The following is a 16,030-nucleotide window of genomic DNA, read 5'->3' as shown; positions in this document are numbered from 1 at the left end:
ATAAGATTATGGAGTTTTATTAATTTCTGAATTTGAATTTACATCGCCAGAAAACAAGTAATCTAACTTTGCACCAGCGATAAATCCGTTTTTAATAGCTTCTATTTTTTGAGTTTTAAGCAACAATATATCTTGATTCATTCTTAAAACTTCTTCGAAATCTCCTGTGGCGTTGCTAAAAGCAGAGATATATAATTTATTGGCTTGGCCGGAACTAAGCAGTTGCCTATTGTATAGCTCAATCAGTTTTTCAGATTTATGATATTCATAAATAGTCATTGCCAGCATACTTTGCAGCTCATTTCTCATAGCTTCTCGCTCACTTATACTACTTGATACTAAGAATTCTGCTTGCTCTCTTGAAGCTTTATATTTTTTTCTGAAAATAGGCAGACTTATAGAGACCATAGGCATGATAGCATCTTGACCATTCCCTTCAGGACTAGCATCTGTTCTTTTAGAAATGATTGAATAATCTACCCCAATACCAATATTTGGCATTCCTTGCTTCTCTGCTACGGTTTGTTCTGCTATATAAGATGCCTTTTCCTTTTCTATTGCCTTCAATAAAGGATGCGATTCCAGATTATCTTCTGAATTTATCTCCATAGGAAGTCCTGAAAGTTTTAAAGTATCCTGAACAAATATGGTTTCTTGAAGATCTCTATTTAAAAGTAAATTGAATTTAGTGCTTACAGGAATCAGCATTTCATTCATAAGCTCAATCTCTGTAATAGCAGCATCTTTATCTATATCTACCTTAACCACATTTACCATAGCACCATCGCCACTTTTGAATCGGCTTAAGGATAATTCCCTGTAAGATTCAAGAATTTCAAGATTCTCCTCTTTAATCTGTATAGTTTCTGAAATTGTGTACAATTCAGCATATACCGATTTTACATCATAGATCAGCTGATTTTTTAAGTCAAGGAATTTTTGAAATTTCGCTTCGGCCATTAAGTTGGCGGCATTTTCTTTTGCTTCCAAAGTACCAAACCAGGGAAACATCTGCATTAAATTGAATCTTGCCTCCTGAGCTCCTACTCTGGTTTCTATCATTCTTCCCAGACCGCTCATAGTTAGAGTTGGATCTGGCAAACTTGATACCTGTGGGGAATTTCTCATTGCAGCTTCAAACTGGGCATAAGAAGATTTCAACTTAGGATTGTTCTTAACTGCTATTTCTAAGTAAGTGTCCAATGTTTGCGAGTATCCCCCCATGCCCCAAAGTGGGAGCAAAAGAAGCAGAAATTTCATCCCTGGAAATCGCTTTTGAAAATATTTTGATATAGATTTTTTCATCATCTGTTTCTTTATTGTTTAGGTTTCAGATTATCAGGAGCTAATTCTCCACCTTCGGGGGAGTTAGAAGGGGAACTTACCACCGTTTCTCTCCAATATGCTTGAAGCACAGGAACCACAAAAATGGTCATGATCTGGATGATCATTCCACCAACTATTGGAATTGCCATAGGCACCATAATATCAGATCCTTTTCCGGTAGATGTTAGAACAGGGAAGAGAGCAATAATTGTTACTGCAGTGGTCATCATAGCAGGACGCACTCTTTTTAATCCTGCTTCCATCACAGCTGCCCGAACTGCCTCTACCGTTTTAGGTTTTTTCCTTTCGAACACTTGGTGAATATAAGTTCCCATTAAAACACCATCATCGGTTGCGATTCCGAATAAGGCAATGAACCCCACCCAAACTGCAACGCTTAAATTGATATCTCCCATCTGAAACAAGTCCCGCATATTCATCCCAGAAATGGCAAAGTCCATAAACCAAGTTTGACCGTAAAGCCAGATCATTATAAATCCTCCCGCAAAAGCCACAAATACTCCTGAAAAGTGAATTGCAGACGCGATTATGGTTTTAAATTGAAAATAAAGTAACATAAAGATCAAGATCAAACTTATCGGGATCACAATTGCCAATCGTTTTACCGCTCTTACCTGATTCTCATAATTCCCTGAAAATTTATAACTCACACCTGCAGGAACTTTCAGCGTTCCGGCATCTATTTTGTCCTGCAAAAATTTTTGGGCATCATCTACTACATTCACCTCAGCGAAACCATCTCTTTTGTCAAAAAGCACATAGCCCACCAAAAAAGTATCCTCACTTTTTATCATTTGTGGACCTCTGGTATATTTTAATTCGGCTAATTCACCTAGTGGAATTTGAGCACCGCTATTTGTAGGCACTAAGATTTTTTTGAGGCTTTCCGGGTCATCCCGTAACTCTCTTGGATAACGTACTCTAACAGGATATCGCTCTCGACCTTCCACGGTAGTGGTGATCTCCATTCCGCCAATGGAAGTTTCCAAGCTTTGCTGCACGTCTTCAATACTTAAGCCATATCTGGCAATGGCGTTTCTATCAATATCAATTTCTAAATAGGGTTTCCCAACGGTTCTATCTGCAAAAACTGCTTCAGCCTTTACAGAAGGTACTTGCTTTAACAATTCCTCCAGTTCAATTCCGAAATCCTGAATTGTTTGAAGGTCTGGCCCGTAAACCTTTATTCCCATTGGAGCCCGCATCCCGGTTTGTAGCATCACCAATCTGGTTTCTATTGGTTGTAATTTAGGGGCAGAGGTCACTCCCGGAATATTGGTTCGTTTTACTATTTCTTCCCAAATATCATCTGGACTTTTAATATGAGAGCGCCAATTCCTATAATAATCACCATCCTCATCTTCAATTAGATCTTCCCTTTCTGTCCTGCCTTCTAAGGCTTCTTCATTGGTTAAGCTATCTCCAGATCTTAATATGAATTTATTATCATCATCAACTTTAAAGGCCACTGGTTTGCCCTTTTCAGTAAGAATAAATTCAGGTTTATAATTAATGATAGTCTCATACATAGAGATTGGCGCAGGATCCAGTGCGCTTTCTATTCGCCCTAACTTTCCAACAGCAACATCAACTTCGGGAATGTCAGTAATTGCTATATCGAGTTTTTGCATAATCTCTTTGGAAGCTTCTATCCCAACATGAGGCATTGCAGTAGGCATCAGTAAAAAACTCCCTTCATTTAATGAAGGCATGAACTCTTTCCCTACTCCCGGAAACGTATGAGACATTCCGCTCCAAACAGAAGTACTTCTCACGTTCCAGCCTACCTTGTCAAAACCGGTTGCAGCAAAACCAAAAACCTTTGGAAATCCTAACCAGATCATGATTCCAAATAAAATGGTCATTAATGGAAGAATAAGAAATTTCCCTTTATTTAATAGGCACCAGTTAAGAATCACTTGGTAATATTTCACTATACCCATGAGGATAAAAAGAGTAATGGCAAGCAGTACAATTACAAAGAAATAGTTTGAAATAACAGATGTTTGATGTCCAAGTGGCACCCATTCTTCCGCTAAGAAAAACAAGGTTACCGCAAGGATCACTATTACGGTGATTAAGTTGGAATACTTTCCTAAAAACTCTGGATTTTTATCCTCGAATAATCTTAATGTTCCTATTACTACTAATGCTAATGGTAACCAAAAACTGAAATAGATCGCTAAGAAAAGGCCAGTAACTATTAAAACTATATTCCAAATCCTTACCACTTTTTTCTTCTGAACTTTTATGTTGAAAAAGAAAAAAGTGATCATTGGTAATATTAATATCCCAATAATAAATGCTGCTCCCAAGGCAAAAGTTTTGGTGAATGCCAATGGTCTAAATAGCTTCCCTTCTGCATGTTCCATAAAAAAGACCGGCAAGAAACTTACAATAGTAGTTGCTAAGGCAGTTGTAACAGCTGGGGCTACCTCTAAGGTTGCTTTATGAATTACCTGCAATAATTTATTATCTCGGGCTCCCGCATTCTTTTTCATCTCCAAGTGCCGAATAATATTCTCAACAAAAATAATTCCGACATCCACCATGACCCCAATAGAAATAGCTATTCCAGATAATGCAACCACATTAGCATCTACCCCAAAATAACGCATGGCAATAAAAGTCATTAGCACCCCAATAGGCAATAAACTGGAAATTAAGATGGAGGCTCTAAGATTTAGGACCAATACAATAATTACAATGATACTTATTAAAATTTCATGCGAAAGGGCACTCTCAAGAGTTCCTATTGTTTCTCCAATTAATTGTGTACGATCATAAAAAGGAACAATGGTAAGCTTGCTTATAGTTCCATCGGCCAATGTTTTTTGAGGCAGACCTACAGATATTTCCTTGATCTTCTCTTTGGTATTCTTAATTACTTGAAGCGGATTGGAACCATATCTGGCAACAACTACTCCTCCAACAACCTCTGCTCCTCCTTTATCCAAGATTCCACGGCGTTCTGCAGGCCCCAAGCTTACCACCCCAAGATCTTTAATCAGAACAGGAGTGTTATTATCATTGGCAAGAACTACTGAATTTTCGATGTCCTCAACAGACTCGATATATCCCAATCCACGAACCAGATATTCAACTTTATTGATCTCCATGGTTTTGGCGCCAATATCCCTATTGGAATTCTTCACAGCCATCATCACCTGATCAATTCCAATATTATATGCCTTTAAAGCATCTGGATCTACATCTATCTGATACTCCTGAACATAGCCTCCTACAGATGCCACTTCTGAGACTCCTGAAGTTCCACTTAATCCAAGCTTCACATAATAATCCTGGATAGATCTCAATTCATTAAGATCCCAGCCACCGGTAACATTACCTTCTGGATCGCGACCTTCCAGCGTATACCAATACACTTGCCCCAGTCCAGTTGCATCTGGACCTAAAGTTGGTTGCACACCTGATGGAAGCAGATCTGTTGGGAGCGAATTCAATTTTTCTAATACCCGGGTTCTGGACCAATAGAATTCTACATCCTCTTCAAAAATAATGTAGATGGTAGAAAATCCGAACATCGAAGTACTACGAATAGATTTCACTCCGGAGATCCCCAATAATGTAGAGGTCATGGGATAGGTGATCTGATCTTCGATATCCTGCGGAGATCTCCCCGGCCAATCTGTGAATACAATTTGCTGGTTTTCACCGATATCTGGAATGGCATCTACGGGAACCGAATCTTTAGGCAAAAATCCAGTATCCCAATCGAATGGAGCAGTGACCAATCCCCATCCTACCAGAGAAAGCAACAATAGTATTGTTACTAATCTATTGTAGAGGAAATATTTTATAAGTTTATTAAACATGGGTTTACTTTAAATAATTTTCAAAAAACTAAGTTTTTGGTCGAAGAAGAATGATAAAGATCAGACTACGACATAGCTCAAACTGACTACTCTTGTAGTTAGTTCGATAAAAATTATTTAAAATCAGATAAGGAATACCTGGTCCATCAAATGGATATCTGTGACCAGTAGGGGTGGGGAATAATCTTTAAAAGGAATTATCTGTTCTGGAGAACTTTCAAAAAGTTCAATGAAAGAAATAGTAAAGGCTGAAACAAAAACTTGCTGATCCAGACTTAATTTATCAAAAGAGATCTTTAACTCGTCTTGACCTTCTATGGCAAGATGTGTATTAGTACAGCAAGAATCTGTAAGCATTCCTGAAACCATCATAGCATCCATATTATGGGAACTCATCCCACAATCTTTAACTTTAGAAAACACAGCTTGATCTACCAATAAATCTCCACAGAAATGTTTTTCGATAGTAAAGGAAAAGGTGGAAACCAGCACTAATAGCGCTAGAATCAAAGAAGAAAATTTCTGGATACCTTTTTTCATTACAAACAAATATAAACAATAATTGTTATAATTGATATACTTACCTCTTAATCAGCAAGCATAGATTATAACAGCTTATACAAATGTAACAGAAAGTTGTATCTCTAACTTTCAAGTTTTCAGGATTAACTTTTGAGTTTATGGCCATTTTTGCGCCTGTAATAATAGAATGCTGGCATTAATATTAGAACAAAAATTGGATGGATCAAAAACCTTCTAACATAAAAGAGTGCTAAAAAGTTTTGGCTTTCTATTTCAAAAATCAAGACAACAAACACAGTAAAACATATTACAAAAAAGATCGAAAAAAGATAAACCGAGAATTCTAAAATATTTTTATCAAAAAAAGTAACATATAGTATCCCCAACGAAATAATAGAATTGATTGAATACCTTAAAAGGACATTAAAAAACAATTTCCCGGTCTCAAAATATGGAAATGAGTGATTCAAATAGTCTGCCTCATAGAATTTTAATAACGGGTCATAAAATAATTGATTCTCAAAATAGCGCACCATTACTAGTAAGGTAACAAGCAAAGAGATCATAATAATTTTATACCGCTTTTTCATCTACTGTGTTTTTAGAAAATAACCGAACCCAAAAAACCCACAAAATAAATACAGTCCCGTAAATTATGAGCGGAAAAACAATGGTGTGCAAGAAGCTTGTGTATTGTGGGTATTCATAAATTCCAATAGCCAAGATAACAATTCTTAAAATATTCGCGATATAAATGATCACTGCTCCTGTAAAAATATAAAGGAAGCTTATTTTAAACTTGGCGAAAAAGGAAAGTATAAAAGAGGTGAACAATATAATGATACTTATAGAATTACAACCCTCTACGATCCTTGCAAGAAATACATCATTGACAAATAATTGCAGGGAAGGCTCATTTGGATGAATCATTGTCTTTGAGGTATAGCCAAAAGATTCGATCACAGATTCACTTTGCAAGGCCACTAAATGCGTAAAAAAGTCGGGATAGTAGCTAGAAGCTTCAAAAAAAGAGAGATATAAATTGTATAAAATCGAGAATATAAAATAGCTTCCCATAAAAATGAGAATGAACTGTAAAACCGATCTATATTTTTTAAATAGTTGAAGCAATTAAAAACTTGATTTTAACAAATTTATAGAAAATACATAGGTGACTGTACTAATACTTTTTAATACTTTTGAACAAAAATCAGCAACATGCCTTTTCAAAAATTAAAACCTCAGGTTCTTTCTATTATAGAATCCAAAAATCTTTCTGTAGACCACAGGCTTACAGAAGTTTGCGAATTATTAGAAAAAAATATTCCATACTACGATTGGGTAGGATTCTATTTTAAAAATGGAGATAAGAACGAGCTCAAATTGAGGGCTTTTGCTGGAGAACCTACAGATCACCTAATTATTCCATTTGGAAAAGGAATTTGTGGGCAAGTAGCTGTTACCAACAAGAACTTTGTTGTACCAGACGTCAAAGCTCAAGACAATTATATTGCCTGCAGTATTTATGTAAAAGCAGAGATCGTTGTGCCTTTATTCGTTAATGGAGAAAATATTGGGCAAATAGATATAGATTCTCATACCGCAGATCCATTTTCTAAAGAAGACGAATTGTTCTTAGAGTTTGTTAATGAAGAAATTGCGAAAATTTTAGGATAAACTATTCAAAATTTAAGGTTTGAAGTTTCAAATTTGTCCATTGTCCATGCCTAAATAGCATTGACCGCTTTAGAGTCCTTCTTTACCGTTAATTTTTCCCTTTGGGGAAATATCCCAAAGGGCAATGGGGATTACATTCCCGTCCTAATTGCCTCTACAGGATCTAGTTTGGAAGCAGCGATCGCAGGTATTATTCCTGAAATCAATCCAATAACTGCTGAAACCATGGTTCCTATAAACATATTCCATGGGGACAAGACAAATTCAAAATCCCCTGTAAATTGCGAAGCCAATATTGAAACTATCCATACCAGGAACAATCCTATTAATCCGCCAATTATTGCTAGTATCACGGCTTCAAATAAGAATTGGAACAAAATAAACCTATTCTTGGCTCCTAAGGATTTTTGAATTCCTATTAAATTGGTTCGTTCTTTTACACTTACAAACATGATGTTCGCAATCCCGAAGCCCCCAACCAATAATGAAAATCCACTTATAACCAGCCCCATTAGATTAAGTTGTCCCGTAATATTATCTATAAGGTCTGCAAAACCTTGAAGCTGATTCACAAAGAAATTACTAATCTCATCTGGCTTTAAAGCTCTGTAATTTCTCAACTTCTGAGTTAGCACTGCGATAAATTCAGCATTATCTACGCCTTCATTTGGCTTAATAAGTATTTGAGGAAAAGCAGCTTTATTATTATCCCCATAAATTCGTCTAATAACATTTACAGGTAAGAATACAGAAGTATCTTTAGAACCTCCAAACAATCCAGCTCCTTCCTTTTTGAGAACTCCAATTACAATAAATCTTTGCCCATACATTCTAATTTCTTTTCTCAAGGCTTCTCTTTGTCCAAATAAATTCTGGGCAATTTCATGACCTAAAATAATTACATGGGTCCCACTAACAGATTCTGCCTCATTAAAAAATCTCCCCTCCGCCAGCTGTAGCGCTTCAATTTGATAATAATTATGAGTAACAGCTCCAACCTCTACCTGAGAAACCGTTTTTTCTTCGAATTTGATAGTTTCTCTACCTACATTCAAAGCGTAATCTATAGCTTCTACATCTGGAAGATTTTTTTCTAAGTATTGATATTCATCATAAGAAACATCTGGAAATTGTTCTCTTTTCCAACGAGGGATCTCCGAAGGTCCAAATTTGAAACGCATTACCATGATGGTGCTATTATCTAAGGAGCTTAAGCTTCCTTTTATTTCTCGCTCCAGGGAATCTACTGCAGCAAGAACTGCAATAATAGAAAATATACCAATGGTCACCCCTAACAAAGAAAGGAAGGTGCGTAGTTTATTGTTTATTAACGCACTGACAGCGAAATTAAAACTTTCTGTTAATAGCCTTAAATATATTAGCATAGAAAAACCGGGTGTTTTTACAAAGATTAAAGATAAGACGTCTAGTGTATATTTTCGTTACATTTTTTTTAAGAAATAAAACTTTAGAACTATATAATTAATAGCGATTTAATTACTTTTGCAAGCTTAACAAACACAACACAATGAGCAATTTAAAAACGGCGAAATCTGCTTTAATTTCGGTATTCAGTAAAGATGGATTGGCACCCATAGTTAAGAAAATGGATGAACTTGGAATTACTATTTATTCAACTGGTGGTACAGAAAAATTCATTAAAGATCTAGGGACCGCTGTTATTCCTGTAGAAGATCTAACTTCTTACCCCTCAATTTTAGGAGGTCGAGTTAAAACTTTGCACCCTAAAGTTTTTGGTGGGATTCTTAACAGACAGGATAATGAAGGTGATGTTGCAGAAATGAAGGAATTTGAAATTCCACAAATTGACATTGTGATTGTGGATCTTTATCCTTTTGAAAAAACAGTAGCTTCAGGAGCATCTGAGGCAGATATTATTGAAAAGATCGATATAGGAGGGATTTCTCTTATTCGAGCTGCAGCTAAGAATTTTAATGATGTACTTTGTGTTTCTTCTGTAGATGATTACTCAGAGTTTTTAGAGCTTTTATCAGAAAATAACGGAACTACTTCACAGGAGGACAGAAAGAAATTCGCGGGAAAATCTTTCCAAGTATCATCTCATTATGATACTGCAATCTTCAATTTCTTTAACTCTGAAGACAACACTTTCAAACAAAGTTTCAATAAAGGAAAAGAATTAAGATATGGGGAAAACCCACATCAAAAAGGAACCTTCTTTGGAGATTTTGAAGCTATATTCAATCAGTTACACGGAAAGGAATTATCATATAATAATTTACTGGATGTAGATGCTGCTGTGAATTTGATGAATGAATTCAAGAATGACGCTCCAACATTTGCCATTTTAAAACATAATAATGCCTGTGGATTAGCTCAAAGAGATACTATTTTACAAGCTTATAAGGATGCTTTAGCGGGAGACCCTGTTTCAGCTTTTGGAGGAGTTCTAATTAGCAACACTGAAATTGATAAAGCAACTGCAGAAGAAATTCATAAGTTATTTTGCGAAGTAGTGATCGCTCCTTCTTTTTCTTCAGAAGCACTTGAAGCTTTAAAAGGGAAAAAGAACAGAATTATTCTAATTCAGAAAGAACAGGAATTACCGCAGAAACTAGTGAGAACTTGTTTAAATGGGGTTTTGGTTCAAGATAAAGACTTTAAGACAGATTCTGAGGCAGATTTAACGGATGCTACAAACAATAAACCCACTTCTAACGAGTTAAAGGATTTGATATTTGCATCTAAAATTTGCAAACACACCAAATCCAACACCATCGTTTTAGCAAAAAACAAACAATTACTAGCAAGCGGAACCGGGCAGACCTCTAGAGTAGATGCTTTAACGCATAGTATTGAAAAAGCAAAGTCGTTTAATTTCGATCTCAAAGGATCGGTGATGGCAAGTGATGCTTTTTTTCCTTTTCCAGATTGTGTAGAGATTGCAGATAATGCAGGAATTACCGCAGTAATACAGCCTGGAGGCTCTATTAAAGATCAATTAAGCATAGATTATTGTAACCAACATAATATGGCTATGGTAATGACTGGTACGCGCCATTTTAAACATTAATTTTATTACATTTACCTAACCTCAACAAAAGAAATATGGGATTTTTTGATTTTCTCATTGAAGAAATAGCAATAGATTTAGGAACCGCCAATACTTTGGTAATCCACAACGATAAAGTAGTAGTGGATAGCCCATCTATTGTTGCCAGAGACAGAACCACCGGAAAAATTATAGCCGTAGGTAAAGAAGCTGCAATGATGCAAGGGAAGACCCATGAGAACATTAAAACAATTAGACCCTTAAAAGATGGAGTAATTGCCGATTTTGACGCCAGTGAACAAATGATAAACATGTTTATCAAAGAAATTCCGGCATTAAAGAAAAAATGGTTCACTCCTGCTCTTAGAATGGTAATTTGTATCCCATCTGGGATTACAGAGGTTGAAATGCGCGCGGTAAAAGAAAGTGCAGAACGTGTTAACGGAAAGGAAGTTTATCTTATTCATGAGCCAATGGCTGCAGCGATAGGTATTGGAATAGATATCATGCAACCAAAAGGAAATATGATTGTGGATATAGGAGGTGGGACAACCGAGATTGCAGTGATTGCTCTTGGAGGGATTGTTTGCGATAAATCTGTGAAAATCGCGGGAGATGTGTTCACAAATGATATTGTTTATTTTATGCGCACACAACATAACTTATATGTTGGGGAGCGTACTGCTGAAAAAATAAAAATTCAAATAGGTGCTGCTACTGAAGATCTTGAGATCCCACCAGAGGAAATGAATGTTCAAGGTAGAGATCTACTTACTGGGAAACCTAAACAGGTTCAAATATCTTATAGAGAAATCGCTAAGGCATTAGACAAATCTATTTTAAGAATAGAAGATGCTGTGATGGAAACTTTATCTCAAACCCCACCAGAATTAGCTGCCGATATTTACAATACAGGAATCTACCTTGCAGGGGGAGGATCTATGTTAAGGGGATTAGATAAACGTTTGTCTTTAAAAACAGATCTTCCAGTATATATTGCAGAAGACCCCTTGAGAGCCGTAGTTCGAGGAACTGGAATATGCCTTAAAAACTTAAGCCGTTACAAAGGAATATTGATAAAGTAGGATTAACCCATGCAGCAGATTTTCAATTTTCTTATCCGCAATAAGAATAACATTTTATTTCTGTTGCTGTTTGGCCTATCTATATTTTTAACAATTCAATCTCATACTTTTCATAAAAGTAAATTTATAAGCTCTGCCAATTTTATAACCGGTGGTATTTATAAAAAAGCGAATAGCATTCAGGCTTATTTTTACCTGGAAGAGTATAACGAACGTCTTTTAGAGGAGAATAATGAATTAAGGAATAAACTTTCCAATATTCCGGATACCATTTTCGAGGAAACTTTTATCGATTCTACCATCTATGAAGGGGTTTATCAATTTAGAACAGCAAGAGTCATAAATAATAATTTTTCCAAAGTAGATAATTACATCACTTTGGACAAAGGTGAAAAAGACAATATAGTTCAAGAATCAGGAGTAGTAACCAGTCAAGGTATTGTAGGAATAATAGATAATGTTTCTAGAAAATACTCCAGAGTTATCTCAATTCTCAATAGCGATTCTAAAATAAACGCGCAACTCAAAAAAACCAATCACTTCGGGTCTTTGATCTGGAATGGAAAAGACCCCAATATTGTACAGTTAATAGATGTTCCCAGATTGGCTCCGGTTAAAAAAGGTGACACTATTATAACAGGTGGGAAATCCTTGATTTTTCCTCGCGGTATCCCAATTGGAAATATTGTAGGTTTTGAGTTAGATGAAAATAAAAGTTATTTCACAATAGATATCAAATTATTTAATGACATGACCAATATTGGTCATGTGTATGTTATTGTAAATAAGGATAGAAAAGAAATAAAAGAACTGGAGGAAATAGATGACTAATACAATTATCTCTAATAGCATCCGGTTTGTGGTCTTGGTCTTATTGCAAGTCTTACTTCTTAATAATATCAATTTTTTGGGTTTTATAAATCCATATCTATACATCCTGTTTTTAATTCTTTATCCTTTTAACACTCCACAAGGTTTATTTATGCTTGTAGCTTTTTTGTTAGGGCTAAGTATAGACACTTTTGAAGATAGTGGAGGAATACATGCCGCGGCTTCTGTATTTATAGCATATATCCGCCCTATTATATTGCGGTTTTCTTTCGGAATAAGTTACGATTACCAAACCGTAAAATTATCCAACACCCCATATGGAGCACGACTGAGTTATATTATCCTTGTGGTGGTTCTTCATAATTTATTGCTTTTCATTTTGGAAATGTTCAATTTTTCTCATATATATTTAATTCTGAAAAAGACTGTTTTCACGAGTATTTTCACTATACTTTTAGTCTTAATTAGTTTGACATTATTTAAACCGAAAAGACGATGAGAAGGCTGTTGCTGTACATTATAATTATTACCACTGGCTTTATTTTTATAGGCCGATTATTCTATCTGCAGATTGTAGATGATTCTTTCGCCGGTTTAAGTGAAGACAATGCAATAAAGGTGGTTTATGATTATCCTCAGCGAGGTTATATTTTTGATAGAAATGGGGAATTGTTGGTTTCTAATCAACCTTCGTATGACGTAATGGCTATCCCAAGAAATATCAAGCCATTTGACACTGCAGAATTTTGCAGCATCTTAAAACTCACACCAGAACAACTTTCAAAAAAACTAGACAAGGCAAAAATATATTCTCCGAGGCTCCCCTCTATTATTGTTCCTCAGCTCACAAAATCTGAGTATGCCTACCTTCAGGAGAAAATGCGTAAATATCCAGGCTTTTATATCCAGAAGAGGTCTTTACGGGATTATCAGACCCAAAACGGTTCCAATGTCTTAGGCTATATTGCTGAAGTAAACAATAAAATAATTGATGAAAATCCCTATTATATTTCTGGAGATTTAATTGGAAAACAAGGAGTTGAAGGTCAGTATGAGGAATTGCTTAGAGGTATAAAAGGCGTAAAATACATTCAGAAAGATAGATTTAATAGAGATATTGGACCATTTAAAGAAGGGATTTTTGATACTCTACCAAAAAAAGGAAAAGATGTCACGCTCTCTATAGATGCCATGCTGCAAGCATATGGCGAAAAATTGATGGAGAACAAACGTGGAGGAATTGTAGCAATAGAACCTGCCACGGGGGAAATCCTTTCACTTGTAACGGCTCCTAGCTATGATCCTGCCTTACTAGTGGGCAGAAAAAGGTCGGCAAATTTTACAAAATTTTATAATGACACATATTCGAAACCTTTATACGACCGAGGCCTATTAGCAGAATACCCTCCAGGTTCACCATTTAAGACAATCAATGCGCTTATTGCTCTACAGGAAGACGTTGTGGATATTCACGATAAGTTTTCTTGTAACAGAGGCTATGTGTATGGACGAGGTAGAAAATTAGGCTGTCATGCCCATGCAAGCCCGTTAGATATGATCCCGGGAATTGCTCAGTCTTGTAATGCCTATTTTGCTAACGTTTACAGGAGGATCATAGAAAAATATCCTACTCCACAAGAAGGTATAGATACCTGGGCGAAACATTTAAATAGTTTTGGTTTAGGAGAGTTCTTAGGTTATGATCTGCCCGCAGGTAGATCTGGTAAAATCCCAACTTCAGAATACTACAACAAGATCTACGAATATCCTACTTACAAGTGGTTTGCAACCGCAACTATATCTAATGCTATTGGACAAGGAGAAGTATTAATGACGCCTATACAGTTAGCAAATATGACCGCCACAATTGCCAATAGAGGCTGGTTCTATACTCCTCATATTTTAAAAAATATCGAAGGTGAATCAATATCCGATCCAGATTATACTAAGAAAAACTTTACCACTATAGATAGTGAGCATTTCATTCCGGTTATCGAGGGAATGCACCAAGTATACAAAGTTGGTACTGCATCTGCATTACAAATCCCAGGGATAGAAATAGCTGGAAAAACTGGAACTGCTGAGAATTTTACCAAAATAAACGGCAAGAGAACACAGCTAACAGATCACTCAATATTTATTGCATTTGCGCCGGTGGACAATCCAAAAATTGCCATTGCTGTATTTGTTGAAAACGGATATTGGGGAGGTAGATATGCCGGAAGAATTGCCAGTTTAATGATAGAAAAATATCTTAAAAATAGCATTTCTAGAAAAGATATGGAAACTTGGGTACTCACTCATAGTTTGGAAGATGAATACTTAAAGCCACTTAGTGGAGAACCTTTCTCAATTAATAAATAATGGCGAAAGGCACTATTAGTTTTGATTGGATTACCATATTAATTTACCTTTTACTTATAAGCTTTGGGTGGATGAACATATATTCAGCTTCACTTGGAGATGCTCCTTCCGGGATTTTTGATTTCAACGAGATCTATGGGAAACAGGCCATTTGGATCATACTCGGTTTATTTATGATCATCATCATATTATCTATTGAGGCTAAGTTCTACATGAAGTTTTCGAGTGTTTTCTATATAATAACACTTGTTTCCATTTTAGGGCTCTTTGCCTTCGGAAAGACCATTAACGGAGCTACTTCATGGTATGTATTTGGCGGAGTAAGCATTCAGCCAGCAGAATTCGCGAAAGTTGGTACTACGCTGGCACTCGCAAATTACCTTGGAGACATTCAAACAAATATCAAATTATTCTCACATCAGCTTAAGGCATTTTTTATAATCGTTTTACCTGCTCTTATTATTTTACCTCAACCAGATGCAGGAAGTGCTATGGTATACGCAGCATTTCTATTCCCGTTATATAGAGAAGGACTATCTGGAATTTACCTATTCTTAGGGTTTGCTGGAATAACTGTTTTTATATTAACCTTGGTTCTTGGGCCATTTTATGTAGCCATTGCGGTCGTTGTCGTTTGTTTACTAAGCTTGCTTCAGAAAAAAAGGAGACGCCCGAAACCCCTTGTTATACTAGGGATTATTATAGGTGCGGTTGCACTTTCTTATTCTGTAGATTATATCTTTGAGAATGTATTTGAACAACGCCATAGGGATCGCTTCAATATAGTTTTAGGAAAAGAAGTAGATGCTAGGGGAATTGGATATAACACCAATCAGAGTGAAATTGCAATTGGTAGTGGAGGCTGGTTAGGTAAAGGCTGGACAGAAGGCACACAAACCAAAGGTCAATTTGTTCCAGAGCAGCACACAGATTATATATTTAGTACCGTTGGTGAGGAATGGGGATTTCTAGGAACCTCTTTAGTAGTGCTTTTGTTTATGGGCCTACTCTTTAGATTATTATTTCTTGCAGAGCGGCAGAAATCTACATTTCATAGAGTGTATGGATACAGTCTAGTGGGGATTATGTTTATTCACTTTCTGGTGAATATAGGAATGGTAACAGGGATTTTTCCAACTGTTGGAATACCACTTCCTTTCTTTAGCTATGGAGGCTCTGGCTTATGGGGCTTTACTATCTTACTCTTTATCTTTATAAAGCTAGATTCTGAAAGAATGGCCTTTTAATCCTACATTGAGGGTTTAGTGCAACATCCTGATGGCTCGGGATTCCTCGATTTTTCTCCCGAATCATCGGAAAGTAACTAGTCGTCT

At 36.1% G+C, this 16,030-nt stretch carries 13 protein-coding genes; 7 read left to right on the top strand and 6 right to left on the bottom strand.

Annotated features, from left to right (window positions below; genetic code table 11):
- Window positions 1–6: 6 nt before the first annotated feature.
- The 5 genes from ES724_RS11980 to xrtF all read right to left on the bottom strand — a co-directional run bounded on the left by ES724_RS11980 (window position 7) and on the right by xrtF (window position 6,836).
- On the bottom strand, window positions 7–1,305 hold the full coding sequence (locus ES724_RS11980) for a TolC family protein (protein WP_170249890.1): 1,299 nt from the start codon (window positions 1,303–1,305) through the stop codon (window positions 7–9).
- Between the two features lie 11 nt (window positions 1,306–1,316).
- On the bottom strand, window positions 1,317–5,183 hold the full coding sequence (locus ES724_RS11975; RefSeq protein ID WP_146933232.1) for an efflux RND transporter permease subunit: 3,867 nt from the start codon (window positions 5,181–5,183) through the stop codon (window positions 1,317–1,319).
- Window positions 5,184–5,306: 123 nt separating this feature from the next.
- Complete coding sequence (locus ES724_RS11970; RefSeq protein ID WP_026836504.1) at window positions 5,307–5,723, bottom strand: HYC_CC_PP family protein; 417 nt, start codon at window positions 5,721–5,723, stop codon at window positions 5,307–5,309.
- Window positions 5,724–5,848: 125 nt separating this feature from the next.
- Window positions 5,849–6,295 (bottom strand): exosortase F system-associated membrane protein, encoded by a 447-nt coding sequence (locus tag ES724_RS11965; protein WP_146933230.1) that lies wholly within the window; start codon window positions 6,293–6,295, stop codon window positions 5,849–5,851.
- Window positions 6,279–6,836 (bottom strand): exosortase family protein XrtF, encoded by a 558-nt coding sequence (gene xrtF / locus ES724_RS11960; protein ID WP_146933228.1) that lies wholly within the window; start codon window positions 6,834–6,836, stop codon window positions 6,279–6,281. Before xrtF ends, ES724_RS11965 begins: the two co-directional genes overlap by 17 nt.
- 87 nt (window positions 6,837–6,923) lie before the next feature.
- Here xrtF and ES724_RS11955 point away from each other — a divergent pair, with 87 nt between their 5' ends.
- The gene (locus tag ES724_RS11955) at window positions 6,924–7,382 is read left to right on the top strand and encodes a GAF domain-containing protein (protein WP_026836507.1); all 459 of its coding nucleotides are present in this window, start codon (window positions 6,924–6,926) and stop codon (window positions 7,380–7,382) included.
- A 131-nt stretch (window positions 7,383–7,513) separates the two neighbouring features.
- Here ES724_RS11955 and ES724_RS11950 read toward each other — a convergent pair whose 3' ends face one another.
- Entirely contained in the window at window positions 7,514–8,767 is a 1,254-nt protein-coding gene (locus tag ES724_RS11950) for an ABC transporter permease (RefSeq protein ID WP_026836508.1), read from the bottom strand.
- A gap of 143 nt (window positions 8,768–8,910) precedes the next feature.
- Here ES724_RS11950 and purH point away from each other — a divergent pair, with 143 nt between their 5' ends.
- The 6 genes from purH to rodA are packed head-to-tail and all read left to right on the top strand — an operon-like array spanning window position 8,911 to window position 15,943.
- Complete coding sequence (purH, locus tag ES724_RS11945) at window positions 8,911–10,437, top strand: bifunctional phosphoribosylaminoimidazolecarboxamide formyltransferase/IMP cyclohydrolase (RefSeq protein ID WP_146933226.1); 1,527 nt, start codon at window positions 8,911–8,913, stop codon at window positions 10,435–10,437.
- 35 nt (window positions 10,438–10,472) lie between these two features.
- The gene (locus ES724_RS11940) at window positions 10,473–11,501 is read left to right on the top strand and encodes a rod shape-determining protein (RefSeq protein WP_026836510.1); all 1,029 of its coding nucleotides are present in this window, start codon (window positions 10,473–10,475) and stop codon (window positions 11,499–11,501) included.
- A gap of 9 nt (window positions 11,502–11,510) precedes the next feature.
- Window positions 11,511–12,332: a rod shape-determining protein MreC gene (gene mreC / locus ES724_RS11935; protein WP_026836511.1), complete on the top strand. Its 822-nt coding sequence runs from the start codon at window positions 11,511–11,513 to the stop codon at window positions 12,330–12,332.
- Entirely contained in the window at window positions 12,325–12,831 is a 507-nt protein-coding gene (locus ES724_RS11930) for a rod shape-determining protein MreD (protein ID WP_146933224.1), read from the top strand. Before mreC ends, ES724_RS11930 begins: the two co-directional genes overlap by 8 nt.
- Window positions 12,828–14,696, top strand: coding sequence for a penicillin-binding protein 2 (gene mrdA, locus ES724_RS11925; RefSeq protein WP_146933222.1), 1,869 nt, complete (start codon window positions 12,828–12,830; stop codon window positions 14,694–14,696). Before ES724_RS11930 ends, mrdA begins: the two co-directional genes overlap by 4 nt.
- Entirely contained in the window at window positions 14,696–15,943 is a 1,248-nt protein-coding gene (gene rodA / locus ES724_RS11920; protein ID WP_146933220.1) for a rod shape-determining protein RodA, read from the top strand. The genes mrdA and rodA overlap by 1 nt, the downstream gene beginning before the upstream one ends.
- Window positions 15,944–16,030 lie beyond the last annotated feature (87 nt).

Origin of the sequence: Gillisia hiemivivida (assembly GCF_007997295.1) — a bacterium.
GTDB lineage: Bacteria > Bacteroidota > Bacteroidia > Flavobacteriales > Flavobacteriaceae > Gillisia > Gillisia hiemivivida.
This window is presented reverse-complemented; position numbering and strand designations above follow the sequence as displayed.

Excerpts from the sequence above, each read along its gene's own strand:
- ES724_RS11975 (WP_146933232.1), bottom strand. The coding sequence starts at position 5,183 with ATGTTTAATAAACTTATAAAATATTTCCTCTACAATAGATTAGTAACA.
- rodA (WP_146933220.1), top strand. The coding sequence starts at position 14,696 with ATGGCGAAAGGCACTATTAGTTTTGATTGGATTACCATATTAATTTAC.
- ES724_RS11950 (WP_026836508.1), bottom strand. The coding sequence starts at position 8,767 with ATGCTAATATATTTAAGGCTATTAACAGAAAGTTTTAATTTCGCTGTC.
- ES724_RS11965 (WP_146933230.1), bottom strand. The coding sequence starts at position 6,295 with ATGAAAAAGCGGTATAAAATTATTATGATCTCTTTGCTTGTTACCTTA.
- mreC (WP_026836511.1), top strand. The coding sequence starts at position 11,511 with ATGCAGCAGATTTTCAATTTTCTTATCCGCAATAAGAATAACATTTTA.
- ES724_RS11970 (WP_026836504.1), bottom strand. The coding sequence starts at position 5,723 with ATGAAAAAAGGTATCCAGAAATTTTCTTCTTTGATTCTAGCGCTATTA.
- purH (WP_146933226.1), top strand. The coding sequence starts at position 8,911 with ATGAGCAATTTAAAAACGGCGAAATCTGCTTTAATTTCGGTATTCAGT.
- ES724_RS11980 (WP_170249890.1), bottom strand. The coding sequence starts at position 1,305 with ATGAAAAAATCTATATCAAAATATTTTCAAAAGCGATTTCCAGGGATG.
- ES724_RS11955 (WP_026836507.1), top strand. The coding sequence starts at position 6,924 with ATGCCTTTTCAAAAATTAAAACCTCAGGTTCTTTCTATTATAGAATCC.
- mrdA (WP_146933222.1), top strand. The coding sequence starts at position 12,828 with ATGAGAAGGCTGTTGCTGTACATTATAATTATTACCACTGGCTTTATT.
- ES724_RS11940 (WP_026836510.1), top strand. The coding sequence starts at position 10,473 with ATGGGATTTTTTGATTTTCTCATTGAAGAAATAGCAATAGATTTAGGA.
- ES724_RS11930 (WP_146933224.1), top strand. The coding sequence starts at position 12,325 with ATGACTAATACAATTATCTCTAATAGCATCCGGTTTGTGGTCTTGGTC.